This is a genomic window from Neobacillus dielmonensis, from assembly GCF_000612665.1.
GTDB classification, from domain to species: domain Bacteria; phylum Bacillota; class Bacilli; order Bacillales; family Cytobacillaceae; genus Neobacillus; species Neobacillus dielmonensis.
Genome location: NZ_HG942080.1, coordinates 53,500 through 75,224, shown reverse-complemented (window position 1 = coordinate 75,224; position 21,725 = coordinate 53,500). Strand labels below are relative to the sequence as shown.

Here is a 21,725-nt window from a genome sequence, read left to right as displayed (position 1 = left end):
AAATAGCTTCATTTCTGCCCCAATTTTCCTTTAATGCCACTGTTATAATGTATATAGAAACCCTTTAATTAATTGCCCAAGAGGTTAGAGCTAAATAAATTTACCGAAAATGAGATGATGATCAATGAGAATATTCACCCACTATAAACGGCCTTATCTTATTCTTATAATAGTGTTTCTTTTGATAGGAGTTGCTTTATTTTCGTTTCCCTCAGTAAACGTATTCTCAGCAGGGGAGTCTGTAATAATTAAAACACCATTACCTGGTGACACTGTTACAACAAATGATGTTGAATTTTCGGGTACATATACCTCTGATTCCCCATTAACGCAGTTACATTTTACAGCAACCGATGAAAATGACAACGTTATATCTGAATCCACAACCAACAATTGGTCTATCAATGAGTCTACATGGAAGTTTTCTACCTCTGCGTTAAAATCGGGTGCCCAAACGGTATACATTGAATTAAAGAATGGTGAAGATACAGCAAAAGAATCAGTTACCTTCTCGCTTGTTAAACCTACTATTTCAATTGATTCTCCTGCGCTAGGTCAGACTCTTAATTCTAAAAAAATAGATTTAAATGGGATATTTCAGGTTGATGAATCAAAGACAGATTTACTCTTTACAGCTTTTGATAGTAGTGGGAATGTCATCTCAGATTCAGATGCAAATTCGGCGGACTGGTTAATAGATGAAACCAGTACGCCAAAAACATGGTCTTTTTCAACGCAAAGTTTGGATGAAGGAAGCCAATCGGTTACCGTCAAAGTAAAAAAAGTTTCTACTGAAGCTATTTTAGCAGAGGCTTCAACTAATTTTACTTTGGCTTTATCAAGACCGTATGTAACCAATACCATTATTGACTTTACGAATGGGAAAGAATTTAATGGAGAAGATTTAACCAATGTTCCTTTAAATGCAAAAATCAAGATAACAGTCGCTGATGATATGCTGATGCAAAAACTTAAAACCAAAATTAAAACCGAAAATTATAATCCAATCAAAATCACTTCCGAGAAAGAGTTTTTAAAGTCTAATCCTGCAGATAGGGTTCTACTGCAGGGAGAGGTAACAATCTCCGAGCCAACTGTCATTGATGGTACATACTTTTATAATATTGTGTTTACTCCAACTGGGCTGCAAAATAATCAAACTTATCTAGTTTATTTTGATCCAGAATTTGTTGATGATCTATATAACCCTGTTTTTACAAAAATATTTACATTTACTACTAAGGCAGATGCTGTGTGGAATGATGCGGATCATCCGAACACACATACGTCATCGAACCCGCATGGACATTATATGTCGAATACGAATATGTGTGCTGCGTGTCATACTACTCATGAAAAGGAAAGTCCTTCGCAAGTAGGAGTATCCTATAAAACAATATTTAAGGAGGAGTTAGCTGAAGGGCAATCTGGTGGTGATCCATCACAAAACTATTGTATGGCATGTCATGATGGAACAATGAATGCACCCGCTATAGAAAACAAAAATGCTGCCTACCATCATGGTTATACAGCCAATGAAGTGGGTCAGGCAAAACAGCCGGAAGCTTGTACCAGCTGTCATAATCCTCATTTGGACTGGTCGGAGAAAAACCCCAATTTATTAAAAGACCATTATGTTTATACACATGATAATCTATATGAAGGGTTAAAAACAGTAACCGTTGATAGTTACGATACACCGTGCAAAACATGTCATGATTATATTGATTATCGGTCAATCAGTGCTGAAAAAGGTAAATCTGAACCATTGAAGTACAGTAAAGCATTTAATGTTGGCAATGATAAAAAAGTAGAACCGATTAAAGAATATTCATTATGCTTGAGTTGTCATAATCCAATAAAAAAGGTAATGGATCCTAATATAACTGATATAGAAACAAGCTACTTGGTGGAAGACTCCGGCCACAACTTTAAGTTACCTGCTGGGCAGCCAGCACAAAGAGATGGCAGTAAATTAAATGGACCGATACCTTGCGCGGAGTGCCATGACACTCATGGATCAAATAATTTGTATAATCTAAGAGAAGTATTAGGGAATGCCCCATCCATTCCAGCTGATAAACGCTACACAACAATTGGCGGAAAATGGACTGAAAAAGATGAAATTAATTTCTGTCTAAATTGTCATAATGAAAAAACAGAAATTTATGGGAAACAAGCGAAGCTTGATAAAAAAATTCCAGGACATGAAGGAACGAAAGGATGTTCTAACTGTCACACTGATAAAGGGAAGGAATATCAAACATTTAGTAAAGAAAACTCTATGAGAGCTGTTCATGCACCTATAAAACTTAATTAATAATTCCAAAAAACGAGAAGGGGACTTTCCTTCTCGTGTTTTTACCATCATGACTATTAGTAAAAAGATAAATGAAGAAAGCAATTTCTAATAATTAAGTTGATGATTCTATTTAATATGAACGAAGGATATTATAGATAGATTTTTGTATTTTTTGCTGTTCTCACGATATAATGGACAAGTACAATATGACTGTCTTGGAATAAACTGCACTGTAGTTATTTATTTTTTATAGAGGTGACAAGAATGGAATTAGCAGAGATTCGAAACGAGCTTGAAAAAACAGCTAAAACATTAGCGGACTTTAGGGGGTCTCTTTGACCTCGAAAACAAGGAAGCTCGGATGGCCGAACTAGAAGATGAAATGCTGCACCCTGATTTTTGGAATGATCAAGACAAGGCGCAAAAAGTGATCAGCGAATCCAATGCATTAAAAGATCAGGTAAATGAGTTTTATCAACTTAATGAACTATATGAAAACCTGGAAGTATCCTATGAACTAGTGAAGGAAGAAAGCGACGCCGAACTGCAAGCAGAGATGGAGGAAGAGCTCGGGCAACTGACGGAACGCTTAAATCAATATGAACTTCAGCTTCTCTTAAGTGAGGAGTATGATAAAAATAATGCCATTTTGGAACTTCACCCAGGTGCAGGCGGAACCGAGTCCCAGGACTGGGGTTCGATGCTGCTTCGGATGTATACCCGCTGGGCGGAAAAGAAAGGCTTCAAAGTGGAGACGCTGGATTATCTCCCAGGGGATGAGGCTGGAATCAAAAGCGTCACCCTCGCCATCAAAGGGCATAACGCATACGGCTATTTGAAGGCGGAAAAAGGGGTTCATCGCTTGGTGCGGATTTCCCCGTTTGATGCATCAGGACGACGTCATACTTCGTTCGTTTCCTGTGATGTAATGCCGGAGTTCAACGACGAGATTGAAATTGAAATCCGCACTGAAGACTTAAGGATAGATACTTACCGGGCAAGCGGTGCCGGCGGTCAGCATATCAACAAAACGGAGTCGGCTGTCCGGATTACCCATATTCCTACTGGCATTGTGGTTTCCTGTCAAACCGAACGATCCCAGATTCAAAACCGTGAGCATGCAATGAAGATGCTGAAATCCAAGCTCTACCAAAAGGAAATTGAAGAGAAGGAAAAGGCACTGGCGGAAATTCGCGGGGAACAAAAGGAAATCGGCTGGGGCAGCCAAATCCGTTCCTATGTATTCCATCCTTATTCTATGGTTAAAGATCATCGAACAGGTTCGGAATCTGGTAATGTGCAAGCTGTAATGGACGGGGACATTGATCAATTTATTGATGCCTATTTGCGTTCGAGAATTTTATAATTTATTTGGCGCCACAGTATATATTGCTGAGGCGCTTTTTTGTGATAATAACGGTGACGCTCATAGTCGAGAAAAGTTACTAAAAGCACAAAATTACCCTAATGGAAACCCAACCATTGCAAATACTATCTAGATATTTTACCCCTTTACCACGGCAGTGGAGTCTCATTTACAGTCAATATCGACCGTGTTATACTCACTCTCGGAAAATCATTAATAATGATTGAGGAGAAAACATATATGAATTTTTTGGGGAATTTGCGGGAATCGAATCCAAAAATGCAAGTCGCTATGGATTATATATTTGTCATTATTGGGGCGGCAATCATTGCCGTTTCGTTTAACGTTTTCTTGCTTCCAAACCAGGTTGCCTCTGGCGGTGTCAGCGGCATCAGTACCATTTTGAAATCAGTGTTAGGCTGGGAACCAGCCTATGTCCAGTGGGCGTTTAACATCCCCTTATTTATCGCCGGAGTTGTTCTCTTAGGCAAGCAATTTGGGGCGAAAACATTGGTCGGGACCATCTTTTTACCTTTTGTTGTCTTTTTAACTAAAGATGTTGAGCCCTGGACTAATGATGCTTTGCTTGGCTCGTTGTTTGGAGGGATTGGTGTCGGGTTGGGTCTGGGGATTGTTTTTCGTGGCAATGCTTCCACTGGCGGCACAGATTTAGCAGCTCAAATTATCAACAAATATACCGGATTTACCTTAGGAAGATGCGTCGTCATGATTGACGGACTGATTGTATTGGCGGCTGCCATTGTGTTTGATATTGAAAGAGCTTTGTATGCTTTAATTGGTCTTTATGTTACAAGTAAAACGATCGATTTGATCCAAATTGGCTTTGGACGATCGAAAATGGCGATGATTATAACCGAGAAGCAAGAAGAAGTGCGTTATGGAATATTGCATAAAATTGACCGTGGAGTGACAAAACTATCTGCATATGGTGGTTTTACTGAACACGAACGTCCGGTCTTGATGTGTGTCGTCGACCAATCGGAGTTCACGAAATTGAAACAATTGGTCAAAACCATTGATCCATCAGCTTTTGTTGTAGTTATGGATGCCGCTGAGGTGCTGGGAGAAGGTTTCAAACGCGCATAATGCTGGTATACTTATACAATGATGGGAATCATTACTTAAGGGGGGATTTGCTTGAAGAAAAAACTGTTAACAATTTTAATCGGTTCAGCATTTGTGATGGGACTTGCTGCTTGCGGGGGCGGGGATGATAAAGGCGGCGGAGATACTGCCTCAGACGCAGCAGAAATTTTCGACCAAAATTGCTCAAGCTGTCACGGTGGAAACCTTCAAGGAGGCATGGGACCTAACTTAACCAAAGTCGGCTCCCGTTACTCACAAGATGAAATCCGTAACATCATTAAAAATGGTAAAGGCGCCATGCCAAAAAATGTCATAGAAGGCGATGACGCAGACGAAGTAGCGAAATGGCTAGCTGCCAAAAAATAATATTTGCAACACAAACGCTCTGTAACCAACAACAGAGCGTTTATTATTTTAAATGAAATATCCTACACTAACGCGGTAATTAGTTGGGGGACAGGCCCCCGGTACGTTAATGCGTTACTTTGGTGGGGGATTTTCCCTTTCTACAAATATTGACAGGTGTAGCACTAAGTTATATGGTTGTACAAGTAATAAAATTCGACAAAGAGAACGCGAAATCTACATTTATATTGGTATTGCTGTTATTTTCGTCGGGATTATTATTCTTTGAAAAGAAACTGTAATACAATTACCACTTTTTTTAGCGAATTATGATGTTATAATAAAAATATGCAATTTTTAAGAGAAGTTTTTTGGTATTTTGGGTCTTTATGTGAATTGATAGAGAATATTGTCGAATTTTTTCTATACGAAAATGAAACTATAGGTGATCTGAATGATAGAAATGCATGAAGTATATAAGAAGTATCCTAATGGTGTTTCGGCCATTAATGGAATTGAGGTCCGGATCAACCAGGGCGAGTTTGTATATGTTGTCGGGCCAAGTGGCGCCGGTAAATCTACTTTTATTAAAATGATGTACCGCGAGGAAGTACCGACTACTGGAACGATTACTTTAAATGGGGTAAATGTCGCAAAGCTTAAGAATAACAAGGTTCCGCAGTTTCGGCGTCAGTTAGGTGTCGTGTTCCAAGACTTTAAACTGCTTCCGACTCTTACAGTCTATGAAAATGTTGCTTTTGCTTTAGAGGTTATTGAAGCACAACCAAAATATATAAAAAAACGTGTCATGGAAGTGCTAGATTTAGTTAACTTAAAGCACAAAGCAAGAATGCTGCCTACAGAACTTTCAGGTGGCGAACAGCAGCGTGTTTCCATTGCACGTTCGATTGTCAACTCTCCAAAAGTTGTCATCGCCGACGAGCCTACCGGTAACTTGGACCCGGACACGTCATGGGAAATTATGAAAATTTTTGAAGAGATTAATAATCGTGGGACCACTGTGGTAATGGCAACCCACAACAAAGAAATTGTTAATACATTAAAACATCGCGTCATCGCCATTGAAGGCGGAAAGATTGCCCGTGATGAACAAAGAGGTGACTACGGTTATGAAAGTTAGAACACTTGGCCGTCACGCCCGCGAAAGTTTTAAGAGCATCAGCAGAAATGGCTGGATGACATTTGCCTCCGTCAGTGCTGTTACAATCACCCTGATCTTGGTGGGTGTTTTTGTAGTCATTATGATGAACCTTAATCGTGTGGCAGAGACCATAGAAGAAGACGTGCAAATCCGCGTTCACATCGATGTGGCAGCAACCGAACAGGATCAAAATGCATTAAAAGCAACGATTGAAAAAATGCCTGAGGTTGGCTCAGTCAAGTTTTCTTCAAAAGAAGATGAATTAAATAATTTAGTCAAAAGTATGGGTGAAGAAGGTAAAGCCTTTAAACTATTTGAACAAGATAATCCGTTAAATGACGTTTTTATTGTGAAAACCAAAAATCCGACCGATACCATGAAAGCTGCGGACCAAATAAAAAAGCTTAATTTTGTTTCCAAAGTTAACTATGGTGAAGGCAAGGTTGAAAAGCTATTTAAATTTATCAAAGCAAGTAGAAATGTGGGGATTGTGTTAATTGTCGGCCTGTTCTTTACAGCTATTTTCTTAATCTCCAATACCATTAAAATTACAATTATTGCTAGACGCCGAGAAATTAAGATTATGAGATTAGTAGGGGCCACCAACGGCTTTATTCGCTGGCCATTCCTGTTAGAAGGACTCTGGCTGGGGGTACTGGGTTCGTTACTGCCAATCATTCTGCTCTCTATCGCTTATTACCGCGCGTATGACTATATTGGTCCAAAACTTCAGGGAACCTTTATCAGAGTACTGCCATTTGACCCATTTATGTATCAGGTATCTGGAATTCTCTTGCTAATGGGAGCCTTAATAGGGGTATGGGGCAGTGTTATGTCGGTACGTAAATTTTTAAAAGTGTAATTAAAAGCCAGAAAGGTGTTTTACTCGCCTTTCTGTTTTCGCTGTCTTAAGCATTTGCAACAGATAAACATGACTTACTGTTCAGATAGAGAGAAATGGGAAGGGAGAAATCGAATGCGACAATCAGTAAAAATGCTCACCATCGCCGCTGCTGTTGGGATGGGGACTATTTTGGGAGGACATCCTTTAAAAACAAATGCAGAATCGGTTCCTAGTTTGAAGGAAAAACAAAGCAACATCCAAGAGCAGCGTTCGGGTGTCAATTCGAATATCAATGATGCTCAAGGACAAATCAATGAGTTGCAGAATCAGCAGGCAAATGCCAAGAGCGAGATGCAGCAGATTGATTTGGCGATAGCAACCACGACCAAGGAAATTGAAGCGAAAACTGCAAAATTAAACGAAACAAAAGCTGAAATTGCTAAGCTCCAGGACGAAATAAAGGTCATTGCCGACCGTATTGAAAAACGCAATTTATTATTAAAAGACCGTATCCGCAGCTACCAGGAGACGGGCGGAGTGGTCAATTACCTGGATGTTCTTATGGGAGCAACAAGTTTCAGTGATTTTGTCGACCGGGCCAATGCGGTAGCCACGATTATGCAGGCTGACCAAGAGATATTAAAACAACAGGAAACGGATAAACAGGCATTGCAAGACAAAGAAAATCAGGTTGAAAAAGACCTTGCTAATATTGAAAAAATGGTAGCTGATTTACAAAAAATGAATCAACAGTTAAGTGCCCAACGCGCGGAAAAGGACAAGCTTTTAGCTCAGCTTGCCCAGCAGGAGGGAGAAGTTAAGGAATACATGATGGACCTGCAGGAACAGGAGCAAATTCTTGCGGCTCAGGAAAATGCCATTCAAAAGGCCATTCAATTAGAGCAGGAACGCCAGGCGGCAGCAGCTAAAGCAGCAGCGGAGGCAGCAGCAGCAGCTAAAGCAGCAGCAGCATCTAGCGGCGGCAGCAGTGTGAGTGCAGCACCGGCTCCGGCTGTTTCCAGCGGCAGCTTTACAAGGCCGGCAGCGGGCAGTATCACTTCCACATATGGTGTCCGCGGCGGAACGATGCACTGGGGTGTTGACATCGCGCAAGCCGGTACAGTTCCAGTTGTAGCGGCAGCAGATGGAGTTGTTTATGTATCACATTATTCTTCCAGCTATGGGAACGTAGTTTACATTCTGCATAACATCAATGGGCAAATGTACACAACTGTTTACGCGCATATGCGGTCAGCAGGAGTTCCAGAGGGAACAGTTGTTAAAAAAGGTCAGCAAATTGGAATTATGGGAAATACCGGTGATTCCAGAGGACAGCATCTACACTTTGAACTATACCGCGGAAAATGGGCTTTCCATACAGCCATTAATCCTATGGGGATTGTTCCTCTATAAATTGAAATGGATGAAGCACAGCTTCATCCATTTTTTTGCATCTTGATATATTCATAACTCGTCCACTCCTAACATATATGTTAATAATCGGGCCGGATTTGCTGCCCTTATAAAGAGAAAATTACAGACTTTAGCAGATTCATTTTCCCTGGGAAATCATGTGTAGGTTTCAAGCTGCTGCTGATTGGCAATTTTCTTTTTTTATATTAACTAGCTGTTATGGAGGAGGTTTTGGATGAATCGGAAATGGGTTGCCTTACTAATGACAGGTTCCCTGCTGACAGGGGCAGGGGGCGCTTTTGCAGGGTTGAAGCTAATAGATAAGCAGGATGAAACCTCGCAAATGGAGCAGGCTGTCACTCCAAAGAATGTATCGGTTACGACTAATGGACAAACTACTGATTTAGAAAAGGTTGAGCAGGCCTATGAATTGATTTTAAGCCGTTATGTTGAAAAAGTTGACGGAAACAAACTGGTGGAGGGTGCGATTTCCGGGATGCTCTCCGTTTTGGAGGATCCCTATTCTGTCTATATGGACAAAGAAACGGCACAGCAATTTACCCAAACCCTAGAATCTTCGTTTGAAGGAATCGGTGCTGAAGTCGGTAACGTTGATGGAAAAATCGTGATTATCTCGCCTTTCAAAAATTCCCCTGCAGAAAAAGCAGGCATCAAGCCTAATGACCAAATCATAAAAGTAGATGGAAAAAGTGTTGAGGGCCTGAACCTTCAGGAAGCGACGTTACAAATTCGCGGCAAAAGGGGCACATTTGTTACGTTAGAAATTGCCCGCGAAGGATTGAAAAAACCTCTCACAATAAAAGTGAAGCGCGATGAGATTCCACTTGAGACAGTCCATTCCGACGTCAAAAAGCAGGACGGGAAAAAAGTGGGCTACATTGAAATTACCTCCTTTTCAGAGAACACTGCACAAGATTTCAAAAAGCAATTAGAAGGGTTAGAGAAGGACGATATCAAAGGGCTTGTAATCGACGTACGCGGTAATCCGGGAGGACTGTTATCGAGCGTCGAGGAAATAGTGAAAGAGTTTGTCCCGAAAGATAAGCCATATGTACAAATTCAACAACGTAATGGAGAAAAACAGCGTTATTTTTCATCAATGACCAAGAAGAAAGACTACCCAGTTGTGGTGCTGGTGAATAAAGGAAGTGCCTCCGCCTCTGAAATTTTAGCAGGTGCTTTAAAGGAAGGGGCAAATTATCAGTTGATTGGTGAAAAGACATTTGGTAAGGGGACTGTCCAGCAGGCAGTGCCGATGGGCGACGGCAGCAATATCAAGCTCACCTTATTTAAGTGGCTGACGCCAGATGGCAATTGGATTCATAAAAAAGGGATCAAACCTGATGTGCCGGTTGCGCAGCCAGCCATATTTGCGACACATCCAGTACAAGTGGAAGAGCCGCTCGTGGAGGACATGAACAATGAGCAGGTGCAAAATGCTCAGGAAATTCTTTCCGGGTTAGGCTATGCGCCAGGACGGAAGGATGGGTATTTTAATAAGCAAACCACAATTGCTGTAAAAGGCTTTCAGCAGGAAAATGGCTTGCCCGTTACTGGGAAAATTGATGCCAAGACTGCTTCTAAATTAGAAGAAGCTGCTATTCAAGAAATGAGAAAAGAGAAAAATGACCTTCAACTGCAGACAGCACTAAGACTGGTTTTGAAATAAATTTAAGCAGTAAACCCACTGAACAAAGGGTTTACTGCTTTTTTTTCGAGATTTTTGTGATAATTTTAGTTTTTCTCGAATCTACCAATATTTTTTATACCTACTATTTGGTAAAATAAACTTTAAGAGACTTTTTAATTAAGATTTAGAAATATTTATAGAGGCAGGTGACAGGAAGTGGTACAAATATGGCTTGTGGAGTTTCTGAAAGGGACAGGCAAGTTATTTCTTCAACCTGTTTTTTACTATCTCGTTTTCCTGGCCGGCATTTTAGGCGTTAGGAGGGTCAAACGCGAAAGGAAGAATTTCCATATCCGTGCAGAAGATGCGTATTTTGAGTTAAGGCAGCTGTTTCCAAAGGGGATATTGATCGGATTGGTATTATCGGTGATCACAATCGCTGCGGGAATAGCGATTCCTTTCGCCGCGCTTGTGTTAATTGCGGTGTTTACCTTTGTATGGTCACTTACCACAAATGTACGCTGGGTATCTCCAGCATATACCGTTAGTGCAGCGTTTTTTGCCATAATTGTGATCGCTGAAAATGGCTGGAAGATTCCGCTTTTTTCAGAAGCCTTCCAATCGATTGGCGACAAAGTCTATCCCTCCATTGTGGTGGTACTGGGCTTGCTTTTAATAGCGGAAGGGATTTTAATTGCTAAAAATGGACCTAAAGGGACATCTCCTAAACTGGCCAAAAGTAAACGGGGTCAAACCATTGGGATGCATGAAGTCAAACGAGTTTGGATGGTGCCGCTGTTTTTGCTTGTTCCCGGGAATGCACTTCATCTACCATTTGACTGGTGGCCGGTATTTCATCTTGGAGCGAAAGAATACTCCCTCATTTTTGTTCCGTTTGCGATTGGCTCCTATCAGCAAATAAAGGGTATGCTTCCAAGTGTAGCCGTTAAGCTTTTAGGCCGGCAGGTTATCGGGCTAGGGGGGCTCATTACTGTACTCGCTAGTGTTGGTTATTGGTATCCGCTGCTGTCGATTATCGTTGCTGCGCTTGCCGTTATTGGCCGTGAATTGATTTCTTTATTTGGGCTGCTTAAAGACGAAGGTAAACCGGTTTATTTTTCAAGAAAAAATCAAGGCTTGATGATTATAGGGGTCATTCCCGAATCACCGGCCAGTAAGATGGGGCTTCAAGTCGGGGAAATTATTACAAAGGCCAATGGCGTTTTGGTCCGTGATGAATCATTGTTTTATGAAGCTTTACAAAAAAATCGGGCTCACTGCAAGTTAGAAGTTCTTGATACTAACGGAGAAATCCGCTTTGTCCAACGTGCCCTATTCGAAGGAGATCATCATGAATTAGGCATCCTTTTTGTACAGGAAGGCCAAAAGTATGACAAGAAGACAGGATAAATAAGTAGAAAAAAGGAAGCTCGACGTATCGTCGAGCTTCCTTTTATAGAATAACAAAGACTGTAAATAAAATCGCTAGTACAATTCTGTATCCAGCAAAAAGGTTCAGGCCAATTTTTTCAATTAATTTAAGAAAGCCAACTGCTACTAACATAGCGACAACAAATGCAGTCACGAACCCGATGGAAAACATTGGAATATCGCTTGAATGTAAGAAATCCAGACTCTTTATAAAGTCTAAACCAGTTGCCCCGACCATAATCGGAAGTGCAACCAAAAAGGAGAACTCAGCCGCGGTCTTATGATTTGCCCCAGCTATTAACCCTCCAGAAATCGTGGATCCCGCACGAGAAAACCCAGGAATAACGGCCAAACATTGAAATAGGCCGATTGTTAGTGCTTGCTTGTAACTTAATTCATCTACGGTTCCAGCAGAGAATTTTGGATGTAGTTTTTCCGCAACAATCATTAAAATGGCTCCTGCTACTAGACTGACTACGACTACCTTTGGTGAGAATAGTTGTGTTTTAATAAAGTCATGCAGCACTAACCCTACTATAGCAGCAGGTAACACCCCTAGTATAATATGGATCACATCTAGTCTTTTTTCAGGTTTACCTATCGTACTAAAATTTAAAAGAGAAAGGTATCTTTTCCAAAATAGTACTAAGATGGCCAGCATGGACCCTAATTGGATGATAACTTCGAAGGTGTTAGCCTTTTGACCATGAAATCCTAACAAGCTACCCACTAATATCAAGTGGCCAGTAGACGATACAGGCAAGAATTCTGTTAAACCTTCTACGATTCCTAATATTAAAGCAATGATATTTTCGGACATTTATTCCTTTCCTCCGTTGTTACTATTTTTCTCATAAGTAATTTAGCTACCCTTAAGATAGTAACATAAAAAGACGTATAAGTAACGAGGAAAGGGAATTGTAACAATTATCGCCTGATAATATGTTTGCTTGCTAGTGTAAATTGCCCTTGTAAATACCCAGAAAATCACTATCCTATTACTTTTTTAACCCTCGATATTGTGCCTTTGTCAATTCTAGTATATATTCCTCAAGTTCAGGCATATTCACATCTCTTGCCAGCTTAATGGATAAATCAATATCATACGGTACGCGGACAAGTTGTATCGAGATAACCCCATTTTCAAGTTGGTTATATGCTCCTTCAAGAATGACATAGGAAGCTTGTGTGAGATCGAGAGGATTTCCTACGCTGCCTACATTACATAAGGTTTTCCCTTTCATGTTTTGCAGATAGGCATTATGAATATCTCCATAACAAACGACATCAGGCTCACGTTCGCCAGCTATATTTTCTGTGAAATTTGTATTCTCAAACATGCTTAAGCGCCGGTCAATAGAATCCCAAGGCTGTATTCTTTCATATACACTTCTTGGTGAAGCATGAAACATTCTGACTAGTTTTCCGCTCAACATAAACTCGATTGAGAATGGCAAATCTTTTAAATAATCCATTTGGTCCTTCGTAATTTGGTTTTGGTGCCACTTTATGGTGGAAGATTCTTGTGGCTTAGGAAAAAAATCATCCCAGTTGCCTTTAACCACCCTATCACAATGCTTTTCAATCATTTGTATGGCTATGCTTGATTGCGGGCCTTTTCCCACTAAATCACCTAGGCAAATAATCCTCTCAATGTTTCTGGATTCTATATCCCTTAGCACGGATTCCAGTGCAGGGATATTACCATGAATGTCCGAAATAACTGCGATTTTTTCCATATTTACTAAACTCCTATCGTTTATGTAAAAAATAGTTCTCTATTTGTCGCTTCAATTCCTTTTTATTTTCCCGAAATTGTCTGTGCCGATGACCATTGCTCCCAGAAGGATGAGGGAATCCTTTCAGTATGGGGTTATTTTTATAAGAATAATCCAGAACCTTGCTTACATTGACTCCCAAAGGTATAATCAAAGGATTTTCAAGTCTTGAGATATCATTCAAAAAGTATGTTTTTACATACGAATATAGCATTTCAGTTTTTAAAATATTAGGCCGGGATCCGTTGAAATTTTGATGATTAAAGAATACAGCATATGGAAGGAGAGAGGTATTATACACAAGGTGACTGGCTGCATCAAAAAGCTCACTTGTAGACGCAATACCCAAATACCTCGGAAGTTCAAGTTCATCTAGCATTGTGATCAGATTTTGCCTCATCGTTCCCTCAAAGCTTGCGCTCTTTTTTACCTGATGAAGGACTTCCTCATCGCTTAAATGTTTATTTTCAATGGCTGCTGTAAAAGCCTTTTTCATCTGATTGAGTCCGGGAGTAATACCTAAAATGACCACGATGGCTTTTTCATTTATGTAATCAAAGGGAGTGTAATAAACTTCGAGTTTTTTCTTTTCATCCTTTTGCAATAAAAAGTTTGAATTTAGAAGGTCCTCATCAGTTAAAGGCAATGGTAGAGAAAATATCTTGTCTTTATATAAGTGGAATCTTGCTTCAGTAACAATTCCCATACTGTCCCCCAATACAAGAGTTGATTTAGTTTTATGATTCCAGATTTTAGCATAGTTTAATTTAAAACTTAAACTTTGTATCATTAAGTTCGGGCTTTATGCACAATTTGTCGAAATTTGACGATAAACAATAGAAGCCTGAATCCGTTTTCTACTGTTATTATTACTCTATTGTAACTATTATAAATATTTTCTCTGTTAGGACTAATTTGAATAAGGGGTATATTTCAAGAACTGAACAGGGGGTATAATGATGGACCAAGGATGGAATAAGGAAAATAAAGAGAAGAAAGGAGATTTAAAAACTGTACGTTTAAGCATTGAAATTCCAGAACATATAAGAGATGAGTTTCGGGATGCTGTGGAGAAAAATGGGAAATGCATGAAAGATGTGCTTAGACAATATATGCAAAAATACATATGGAAACAAAGTGAACTACAAAGAAATAGACAAAAGCGCCGGCAAAACATAGGCTGAACTAAATAACATTACAGGTTAAAAGCGGCTTCCAATGGGGAAAGCCGCTGTTTTTTAGTTGTGAAGTTAAGAAAGTTTCTGGTAAGAAGTGTTTTAAGATGGACAAACCAAAAATTACCACTAATAATAAAAAAGAAGGAACTTCAATTGAATAGTAAGTAATGTGTAAAGCTTTGTCCTGAAGTGAAATTCTTTATTTTAAGGCTCTGTTCAATTAGGCTGTTGATTTCCGCTCCAGCCGCTCAGCGAACCCGCGGGCGTGCGAGGAGGCTCCCCAGCCCCGTTACTCCCGCAGGACACAGAAATTCATCCTTGAATCCGCACACGCACGAAGAAATGCGATAGTGTTTTCGAGGAGTCGAGCGCCTTCCGCTCCAATCGACTGGTTTACAAAAGTCAAAATCGACTTTTAACAGCCATTTTAAAAAAATTATGAGGAGATGTTCATTTTGCTGAATTGGAGGAGACTTTCTCTCGCTTGTTTTGTACTCGTGGCTCTTAATGCTTGTTCACCGTCGCAGCCGACTCCCCCAAAAAAAATAGAAAATACCTCTAATCCCAAGGTGCCATTTGAAGGGAAGTTACCAAAAGTTGACCACATTGTCATTGTCGTAGAGGAAAATCATGGTCAGGAACAAATCATCGGAAACTCCTCAGCTCCCTATATGAATTTCCTAATGTCCCAGGGTGCAAATTTAACCAATTACCATGCCATTGAACATCCAAGCCAGCCGAATTATTTGGACTTGTTCTCGGGATCAAACCAAAATGTGACGGATGATGAAGTTCCAAAAGGAAAATTTTTAGAGGAAAATTTAGCTAGTGAATTGATTGAAAAAAATCTAACCTTTGCTGGGTATTCTGAGGATCTTCCAAAAGTTGGGTTTGACGGGCCTTATCATGAAAATTATGCACGTAAACATGCTCCTTGGACAAATTTTACAAATGTCCCCAAAGACGCCAATCAGCCGCTAAAAAACTTTCCGACAGATTATTCCCAACTGCCAACCGTTTCTTTTGTTATCCCTAACGTACAAAATGACATGCATGATGGATCTATCAAAAAAGCGGATCAATGGCTAGAGCAACATCTTGATCCCTACGTTCAATGGGCAAAAGAGAATAACAGTTTATTAATTGTTACTTGGGATGAGGATGATGATGAGCATAATAACAAAATCCCAACTTTCCTTGTTGGTCCTATGGTGAATACCGGCGAATATAACGAAAAGTTAAACCACTTTAACCTTTTAAGGACGCTTGAGGAACTGTATGGATTAAACCATGCGGGGAAAAGTGAATCAGTTGAACCAATAACAAGCATATGGAAATCATCATGATTGGGGAGGAATTGTCTACTATTCCCCCCCAGACGTTTCACCTTTTGTGACACTATAAAGTTCGATACTTCTTCAGAGCAAAAATATTTAATGTGATAAACAACGCTGCGAAAACGACAAGGGCAAGCAGATCTCCGGTAATATCTCCTAAACTGGCTCCCTTATACATGACAGCCTTTAGTGCATCACCTGCGTAGTACATCGGAAACACTTTCGCAATCGCCTGAAGCCAATCTGCCATCCCTTCGAGCGGGAAAATTCCAGCAAAGAATACTTGCGGAACGACGGCAATCGGAATAAACTGTAGCATTTGAAATTCCGAAGCCGCAAACGATGATAACAAGGTACCTAAAGAAAGTGCCACTAGAGCCAATAACAAATTAATCAAAATGACATGGAATATCGATCCTACGAGCACAATATCTAAAACATGAATGGAATACAGTACCACAATAATCGTTTGAATGACTGCAAAGATTCCGTAGCCAGCCAAATAAGCAAAAACCACTTCTGTTCTACGAATCGGTGTCGACATCAGCCGTTCCAGAGTGCCTGTTGTCCGTTCGCGCAACAGCCCAATCCCAGATATGATAAACACGAAGAAAAACACGAAGAACCCAACCAAAATCGGACTTAACACATCAAAAAAGACAGTATCTTTATTTCCGTAAACATAGGTCGTGTCCATACTTTTTTGTGTCATGTTCCCTGCAAGTGCAGGGTTTTGCTTGATTAATTTAACCTGGAAGACAGCCGCTGCTGTTTGGTTTACCTTCAATTGCAGCGCCCTAGCCACAGTCGGGTCATCATTCTGGAGGATTAATGACAAGTCTCCATTATTCTCCCGCATCAGTCCATCCAGATTATCCTCAGTAATCGTATCGACTGATGCCGTGTCATATTGTTTAACCACAATGTCAGCTTTTTGAAGTGCCTTAATCAGACTTTTATCCATTCCCACTACACCTAATTTGGGGTCAATGGTATTTCCATTAAATAAGAAATACATCAGGGTCAAAATCAATAGAGGAGCAACAAACATTAATGCCAATGTCCGTTTATCGCGCAGCATTTGCCGGAAGATTCTCTTAATCAGCGCCCAAACTCTCATGATTGTTTCCCTCCCGCCTGCAAAAATACCTCATCGAACCGCTCTACCCCGTACATTGCCTTTAGCTCCTGAGGCGAGCCACTGGTAATGATTCGTCCATCGCGCACCATGGCGACAAAGTCGCATCTCTCCGCTTCGTCCATCACGTGAGTTGTAACAATGATGGTCTTACCGTCCTCGTTTTTCAATCGCAACAGTTCATTCCAGATCGACAATTTTAACTCTGGGTCAATTCCTACGGTCGGTTCATCTAATATTAAAATCTTGGGGTCCTGTATGAGGGCAATTGCCAATGATAGCCGTCGCTTCATTCCCCCAGAGTAAGCGGCCACCCGTTTTTTTAAATCTCCGGTCAAATTGACCAAGCTAGCCGCGTAAGCAATTCGCTGTTTTTGTACATCCTTTTTTAACTTATAAAGGGAGGCGAAAAATTTAAGATTTTCCTCACCTGTTAATTCTGTATATAAAGCATCGGACTGTGCCATGTAGCCAATGTTTTGCAGCATCGCTAAATTGGGCATTTTCTCATCCAAGACCATTACTGTGCCGCCATCGGTTTTCTCCATGCCAACAATCATTTTGACCAGCGTCGTTTTTCCTGCACCGGATGGCCCAATCAGCCCATATAATTGGCCTGTTTCAATCGTTAAATCGATATCCCTTAATACAGGCTTCTTGTTAAAGCTTTTACTGACTTGTTCGACCCGAATGGCTGGATCCATCACCAATCACCTCTTCATGGTTGTTATGCTTTTATTTTACTGCTTTATTGGAAATAAACAATCATCAAAAAGAGACATTGTGTTGATTAACTTTCTAAAAAGAGCCTAAAATTTTTTAAAAAAGAGATTGATTTTTCAGATAAACCATATTATTATAAATAAAAAGTAATCCTATCAATTTAATAGGAATTTAAAAACAGTGGCTGATCAGACATACTGAAGGGCACTTATCTTAGTTTATAAGATAAGTGCCCTTTTACCTATTCACAGCATATATTGTTTACCAGATTACAGCCATATAAAAAAGTTGTCCAGGAGATGACGGCGCACATTTACCACCAAATCTTGACTGAATTACTCAACATTAAATTAGGAGGATGAGCCATGAAAGTATCAAGTAAAGGGGAATATGCATTAAGGGCATTGCTGCTATTGGGCAATCACCCAGGCAAAGTGCTGGGGATTCAGGAGATTTCGGATAAAACCATGGTTAGCGTCCATTATCTTGAACAACTGCTGCTTCAGTTAAAAAAATTGGGTTATGTCACTAGCAAACGGGGAGCGAAGGGAGGTTACATGCTGCATAAGGGGCCTGAGGGAATAAATATTGGAGAGGTCATCCGAGACTTGGAAGGGCCGCTGTCGCCAATGGGGTGTGCATCGATAACCCAATATGAACCATGTCCTATGGAGGCTGGGTGCCAGTTAAAACCGTTATGGTCCTTGGTGAGAGACACGATTGCCTTCGTTCTTGAACGTACAACGCTTGAAGATTTACTGCAAAATCGCATTAACAAGTTAGAGGGGGAGGATTTTGTTGTCATTAAAAGGCCGTCTTGATGCGCAAATCATTGAAAAAATTACCAGTTTACTAGAAGGCTTGGAGTTTGGGACTGTGCAAATTACTGTACATGATTCCCAGGTAACACAAATAGACCGACTGGAAAAATACCGGTTTCCACTTCAAGCAAAGGCCAAGTTGCCAAAACCACCAAAAAGCAGGTACTAAAATATGAACAATATGCCGATCGGACAGCCGAAGGCCCATTAGTTTAAGGTACATGATCATGTACAAAAAACTATTGGGCTTTTTTTGTACAAAAAAAAGCCCATTATCCGGGCAATTAGCCCTATTAAATGAAAAGGGAGTCTACCAAAATGATGAAGAAAGTCTGGATTGCATTATTTTCATTAACATTTCTATTATGGGCTGCGGGATGCTCCAATCAATCGGCTAGTACCGAAAGCAACACAGGAAAAAAGGCAAGTGACTCAGCAAAGGAAGTAAAGCCGCCAGTTGAACTATTGAATGTTTCCTATGACCCGACAAGAGAACTTTATGAGGAATATAACAAAAGCTTTACCGCTTACTGGGAAAAGAAGACAGGGCAAAAGGTTACTATTAATCAATCACATGGTGGTTCAGGCAGCCAATCTAGGGCTGTTATTGATGGCCTTGAGGCAGATGTCGTGACACTCGCCCTTGCGTACGATATTGATGCCATCGCCCAAACAGGCAAGATTGCAGAAGACTGGCAGAAGAAATTGGATGACAATAGTTCACCATATACTTCGACCATCGTCTTCTTGGTTCGGAAAGGAAATCCAAAGGGCATCAAGGATTGGGATGATCTCATTAAAAAAGGCGTTTCCGTCATCACTCCTAACCCGAAAACTTCCGGTGGAGCGAGATGGAACTATTTAGCAGCATGGGGGTATGCACTGGAACACAATAACGGGGACCAAGATAAGGCAAAAGATTTTGTCGCCAAATTGTACAAAAACGTGCCGGTATTAGACTCAGGCGCACGCGGTTCCACGACCACATTTGTAGAAAGGGGCATCGGGGATGTGCTGATTGCTTGGGAAAATGAGGCCTATCTAGCAATAAATGAACTTGGTAAAGATAAGTTTGAAATTGTCAACCCATCCGTAAGCATTTTGGCTGAGCCTCCAGTTACCGTAGTGGATGAAACAGCCAAGAAACATGGGACAGAAGAGGTCGCCAAAGCTTACCTTGAGTATTTATATACTTCGGAAGGACAGGAAATCGCTGCGAAAAATTATTACCGCCCGCGCAATCAAGAAGTGGCCGAAAAATATGCTGATCAATTCCCAGATATCAAACTATTTACGATTGATGAGAAATTTGGCGGCTGGAAACAGGCTCAAAAAACCCACTTTGATGACGGGGGCATCTTTGACCAAATCTATCAACCATAAGGGAGTGCACCAAATTGGCAGCAAAGCAAAAGAGCCGCCGGGTTCTGCCCGGGTTCGGCCTGTCCATGGGATATACCGTTGTTTATCTTAGTTTAATCATCTTGATTCCGCTGGCAGCCCTGCTGCTAAAGGCCACAACATTAAATTTTGGACAAACTTGGAATACCGTGACGGAACCGAGAGTCGTAGCTTCCTATAAACTGACTTTGTTTACTTCGTTGGTCGCTGCCATCGTCAATGCGGTGTTCGGGACGCTGATCGCCTGGGTCTTGGTCCGGTACCAGTTTTGGGGCAAGCGGGTAATTGACGCTCTAGTCGATTTGCCATTTGCCCTGCCAACGGCGGTTGCCGGGATTGCCCTAACGACCATCTATGCCCCAAATGGCTGGATTGGCCAATATTTTGAAGCAATGGGCGTAAAGGTAGCCTACACACAATATGGCATCATAATTGCCCTGACGTTTATTGGACTGCCGTTCGTTGTCCGGTCTGTCCAGCCGGTGCTGCAGGATTTGGATCAGCAGTATGAGGAAGCGGCTTCCACCCTGGGCGCCGGTTCCGGACAGATCTTTTTTAAAGTCATCTTTCCAGCCATTTTCCCGGCTGTCCTGACAGGCTTCGCTCTTGCGTTTGCGAGGGCTTTAGGTGAATACGGATCGGTTGTGTTTATATCTGGCAATATGCCGATGAAGACAGAGATTGTCCCATTACTGATCATTACGAAATTGGAACAATACAACTATGGCGGAGCCGCTGCCATTGCCGTCGTCATGTTGGGATTTTCCTTCATTCTATTATTCTTGATTAATTTCTGGCAGTGGAGAACAGCGAAAAAACATCAAGTGACCTAGAGGAGTTTTGAAAATGGTTAGTAGAGAGGTAACTTTACATTTTGATACCAGTGCGGTAAAAGTGGCAAGCCGATTTGACTCGATTCGAAAGTGGCTGTTAATCGGTGTTGCCCTCCTGTTTTTGGGCCTGTTTATCCTTGTCCCCTTACTGGCTGTTTTTTCGGAGGCGTTAAAAAAAGGGGTCCAGCTCTACTTTGCGGCGCTGATAGAACCAAATGCCTGGGCAGCCATAAAATTGACTTTAGTAACCGCAGCGGTTGCCGTACCAATTAACACGATTTTTGGGGTGATTGCCGCATGGGCCATCGCTAAATTTAACTTTGAGGGAAAAAATTTCATGCTTACCCTAATTGATATTCCCTTTGCGGTTTCACCCGTTATTGCCGGCCTTGTGTTTGTCCTGCTGTTCGGATCACAAGGGATGTTGGGACCATTCTTGGCTGAACACAATATAAAAATTATCTTTGCTGTACCTGGCATTGTGCTGGCGACCATATTTGTAACGTTTCCTTTTGTCGTGCGGGAGTTAATTCCCATCATGCAGGATCAGGGGACAGATGAGGAGCAGGCTGCGATTACGCTTGGTGCCAACGGCTGGCAGACGTTTTTTCGTGTCACTCTTCCCAATATCAAATGGGGATTATTGTATGGGGTGATTCTCTGTAATGCCCGGGCGATGGGCGAATTTGGTGCGGTTTCGGTTGTTTCTGGGCATATCAGAGGTCTGACCAATACGATTCCGCTTCATGTCGAGATCTTGTATAACGAATACAACTTTACCGCCGCCTTTGCAGTGGCGTCGTTATTGGCACTGCTTGCTTTGGCGACCTTGGTGATAAAAAGCATGGTCGAGTGGAAAACACAAAAACACTAGGGCCGCAGGAAATGAGATGGG

Annotated in this window: 21 protein-coding genes; 16 read left to right on the top strand and 5 right to left on the bottom strand. The window is 41.2% G+C overall.

Going from position 1 to position 21,725, the window contains the following annotated elements:
* Positions 1–124 precede the first annotated feature (124 nt).
* The 9 genes from BN2425_RS19545 to BN2425_RS19500 all read left to right on the top strand — a co-directional run bounded on the left by BN2425_RS19545 (position 125) and on the right by BN2425_RS19500 (position 11,600).
* Positions 125–2,320 (top strand): cytochrome c3 family protein, encoded by a 2,196-nt coding sequence (locus BN2425_RS19545; RefSeq protein ID WP_042463035.1) that lies wholly within the window; start codon positions 125–127, stop codon positions 2,318–2,320.
* Between the two features lie 246 nt (positions 2,321–2,566).
* Positions 2,567–3,668, top strand: a protein-coding gene (gene prfB, locus BN2425_RS19535; RefSeq protein WP_154663564.1) for a peptide chain release factor 2 whose coding sequence is annotated in 2 segments (ribosomal slippage) — positions 2,567–2,638 and positions 2,640–3,668 — 1,101 coding nt in all. Because the reading frame shifts where the segments join, the coding sequence is not laid out codon by codon here.
* A gap of 279 nt (positions 3,669–3,947) precedes the next feature.
* The gene (locus BN2425_RS19530) at positions 3,948–4,775 is read left to right on the top strand and encodes a YitT family protein (RefSeq protein ID WP_406603209.1); all 828 of its coding nucleotides are present in this window, start codon (positions 3,948–3,950) and stop codon (positions 4,773–4,775) included.
* Between the two features lie 51 nt (positions 4,776–4,826).
* Positions 4,827–5,141 carry a cytochrome c551 gene (gene cccB, locus BN2425_RS19525; RefSeq protein ID WP_042463030.1) on the top strand — a complete coding sequence of 105 codons (315 nt, stop codon included), beginning with the start codon at positions 4,827–4,829 and terminating at the stop codon, positions 5,139–5,141.
* Positions 5,142–5,574: 433 nt separating this feature from the next.
* Positions 5,575–6,261 (top strand): cell division ATP-binding protein FtsE, encoded by a 687-nt coding sequence (ftsE, locus tag BN2425_RS19520; RefSeq protein WP_042463028.1) that lies wholly within the window; start codon positions 5,575–5,577, stop codon positions 6,259–6,261.
* Positions 6,251–7,144: a permease-like cell division protein FtsX gene (gene ftsX, locus BN2425_RS19515; protein WP_042463025.1), complete on the top strand. Its 894-nt coding sequence runs from the start codon at positions 6,251–6,253 to the stop codon at positions 7,142–7,144. The genes ftsE and ftsX overlap by 11 nt, the downstream gene beginning before the upstream one ends.
* Positions 7,145–7,258: 114 nt before the next feature.
* On the top strand, positions 7,259–8,539 hold the full coding sequence (locus BN2425_RS19510) for a murein hydrolase activator EnvC family protein (protein ID WP_042463023.1): 1,281 nt from the start codon (positions 7,259–7,261) through the stop codon (positions 8,537–8,539).
* A 235-nt stretch (positions 8,540–8,774) separates the two neighbouring features.
* Positions 8,775–10,229 (top strand): S41 family peptidase, encoded by a 1,455-nt coding sequence (locus BN2425_RS19505; RefSeq protein ID WP_042463020.1) that lies wholly within the window; start codon positions 8,775–8,777, stop codon positions 10,227–10,229.
* A 177-nt stretch (positions 10,230–10,406) separates the two neighbouring features.
* Entirely contained in the window at positions 10,407–11,600 is a 1,194-nt protein-coding gene (locus BN2425_RS19500; protein ID WP_042463018.1) for a PDZ domain-containing protein, read from the top strand.
* Positions 11,601–11,643: 43 nt separating this feature from the next.
* On the opposite strand, the gene bacA is transcribed toward BN2425_RS19500, so the two are convergent.
* From bacA to BN2425_RS19485, 3 genes are all read right to left on the bottom strand, one after another.
* On the bottom strand, positions 11,644–12,441 hold the full coding sequence (bacA, locus tag BN2425_RS19495; RefSeq protein WP_042463016.1) for an undecaprenyl-diphosphate phosphatase: 798 nt from the start codon (positions 12,439–12,441) through the stop codon (positions 11,644–11,646).
* Positions 12,442–12,619: 178 nt separating this feature from the next.
* Complete coding sequence (locus BN2425_RS19490) at positions 12,620–13,360, bottom strand: metallophosphoesterase family protein (RefSeq protein WP_042463012.1); 741 nt, start codon at positions 13,358–13,360, stop codon at positions 12,620–12,622.
* A gap of 13 nt (positions 13,361–13,373) precedes the next feature.
* Positions 13,374–14,189 carry a hypothetical protein gene (locus tag BN2425_RS19485; protein ID WP_235714696.1) on the bottom strand — a complete coding sequence of 272 codons (816 nt, stop codon included), beginning with the start codon at positions 14,187–14,189 and terminating at the stop codon, positions 13,374–13,376.
* A 169-nt stretch (positions 14,190–14,358) separates the two neighbouring features.
* Here BN2425_RS19485 and BN2425_RS19480 point away from each other — a divergent pair, with 169 nt between their 5' ends.
* Together BN2425_RS19480 and BN2425_RS19475 are read left to right on the top strand one after the other, a co-directional pair.
* The gene (locus BN2425_RS19480) at positions 14,359–14,583 is read left to right on the top strand and encodes a hypothetical protein (protein WP_042463007.1); all 225 of its coding nucleotides are present in this window, start codon (positions 14,359–14,361) and stop codon (positions 14,581–14,583) included.
* Between the two features lie 449 nt (positions 14,584–15,032).
* Positions 15,033–15,923: an alkaline phosphatase family protein gene (locus BN2425_RS19475; RefSeq protein ID WP_235714695.1), complete on the top strand. Its 891-nt coding sequence runs from the start codon at positions 15,033–15,035 to the stop codon at positions 15,921–15,923.
* Between the two features lie 52 nt (positions 15,924–15,975).
* Here BN2425_RS19475 and BN2425_RS19470 read toward each other — a convergent pair whose 3' ends face one another.
* Together BN2425_RS19470 and BN2425_RS19465 are read right to left on the bottom strand one after the other, a co-directional pair.
* Entirely contained in the window at positions 15,976–17,034 is a 1,059-nt protein-coding gene (locus tag BN2425_RS19470) for an ABC transporter permease (protein WP_042463003.1), read from the bottom strand.
* Complete coding sequence (locus BN2425_RS19465; protein ID WP_042463002.1) at positions 17,031–17,756, bottom strand: ABC transporter ATP-binding protein; 726 nt, start codon at positions 17,754–17,756, stop codon at positions 17,031–17,033. The genes BN2425_RS19470 and BN2425_RS19465 overlap by 4 nt, the downstream gene beginning before the upstream one ends.
* Before the next feature lie 384 nt (positions 17,757–18,140).
* On the opposite strand from BN2425_RS19465, the gene BN2425_RS19460 reads away from it, so the two are divergent.
* From BN2425_RS19460 to cysW, 5 genes are all read left to right on the top strand, one after another.
* A complete protein-coding gene (locus tag BN2425_RS19460) occupies positions 18,141–18,596 on the top strand; it encodes an RrF2 family transcriptional regulator (protein WP_042462999.1) in 456 nt (151 codons plus the stop codon).
* Positions 18,574–18,765 carry a YezD family protein gene (locus tag BN2425_RS19455; protein ID WP_042462997.1) on the top strand — a complete coding sequence of 64 codons (192 nt, stop codon included), beginning with the start codon at positions 18,574–18,576 and terminating at the stop codon, positions 18,763–18,765. The genes BN2425_RS19460 and BN2425_RS19455 overlap by 23 nt, the downstream gene beginning before the upstream one ends.
* A gap of 149 nt (positions 18,766–18,914) precedes the next feature.
* Positions 18,915–19,979, top strand: a complete 1,065-nt coding sequence (locus tag BN2425_RS19450; protein ID WP_154663563.1) for a sulfate ABC transporter substrate-binding protein — start codon at positions 18,915–18,917, stop codon at positions 19,977–19,979.
* A gap of 14 nt (positions 19,980–19,993) precedes the next feature.
* Positions 19,994–20,830 carry a sulfate ABC transporter permease subunit CysT gene (cysT, locus tag BN2425_RS19445; RefSeq protein ID WP_042462995.1) on the top strand — a complete coding sequence of 279 codons (837 nt, stop codon included), beginning with the start codon at positions 19,994–19,996 and terminating at the stop codon, positions 20,828–20,830.
* Positions 20,831–20,843: 13 nt separating this feature from the next.
* A complete protein-coding gene (gene cysW / locus BN2425_RS19440; RefSeq protein ID WP_081798143.1) occupies positions 20,844–21,704 on the top strand; it encodes a sulfate ABC transporter permease subunit CysW in 861 nt (286 codons plus the stop codon).
* Positions 21,705–21,725: the final 21 nt, after the last annotated feature.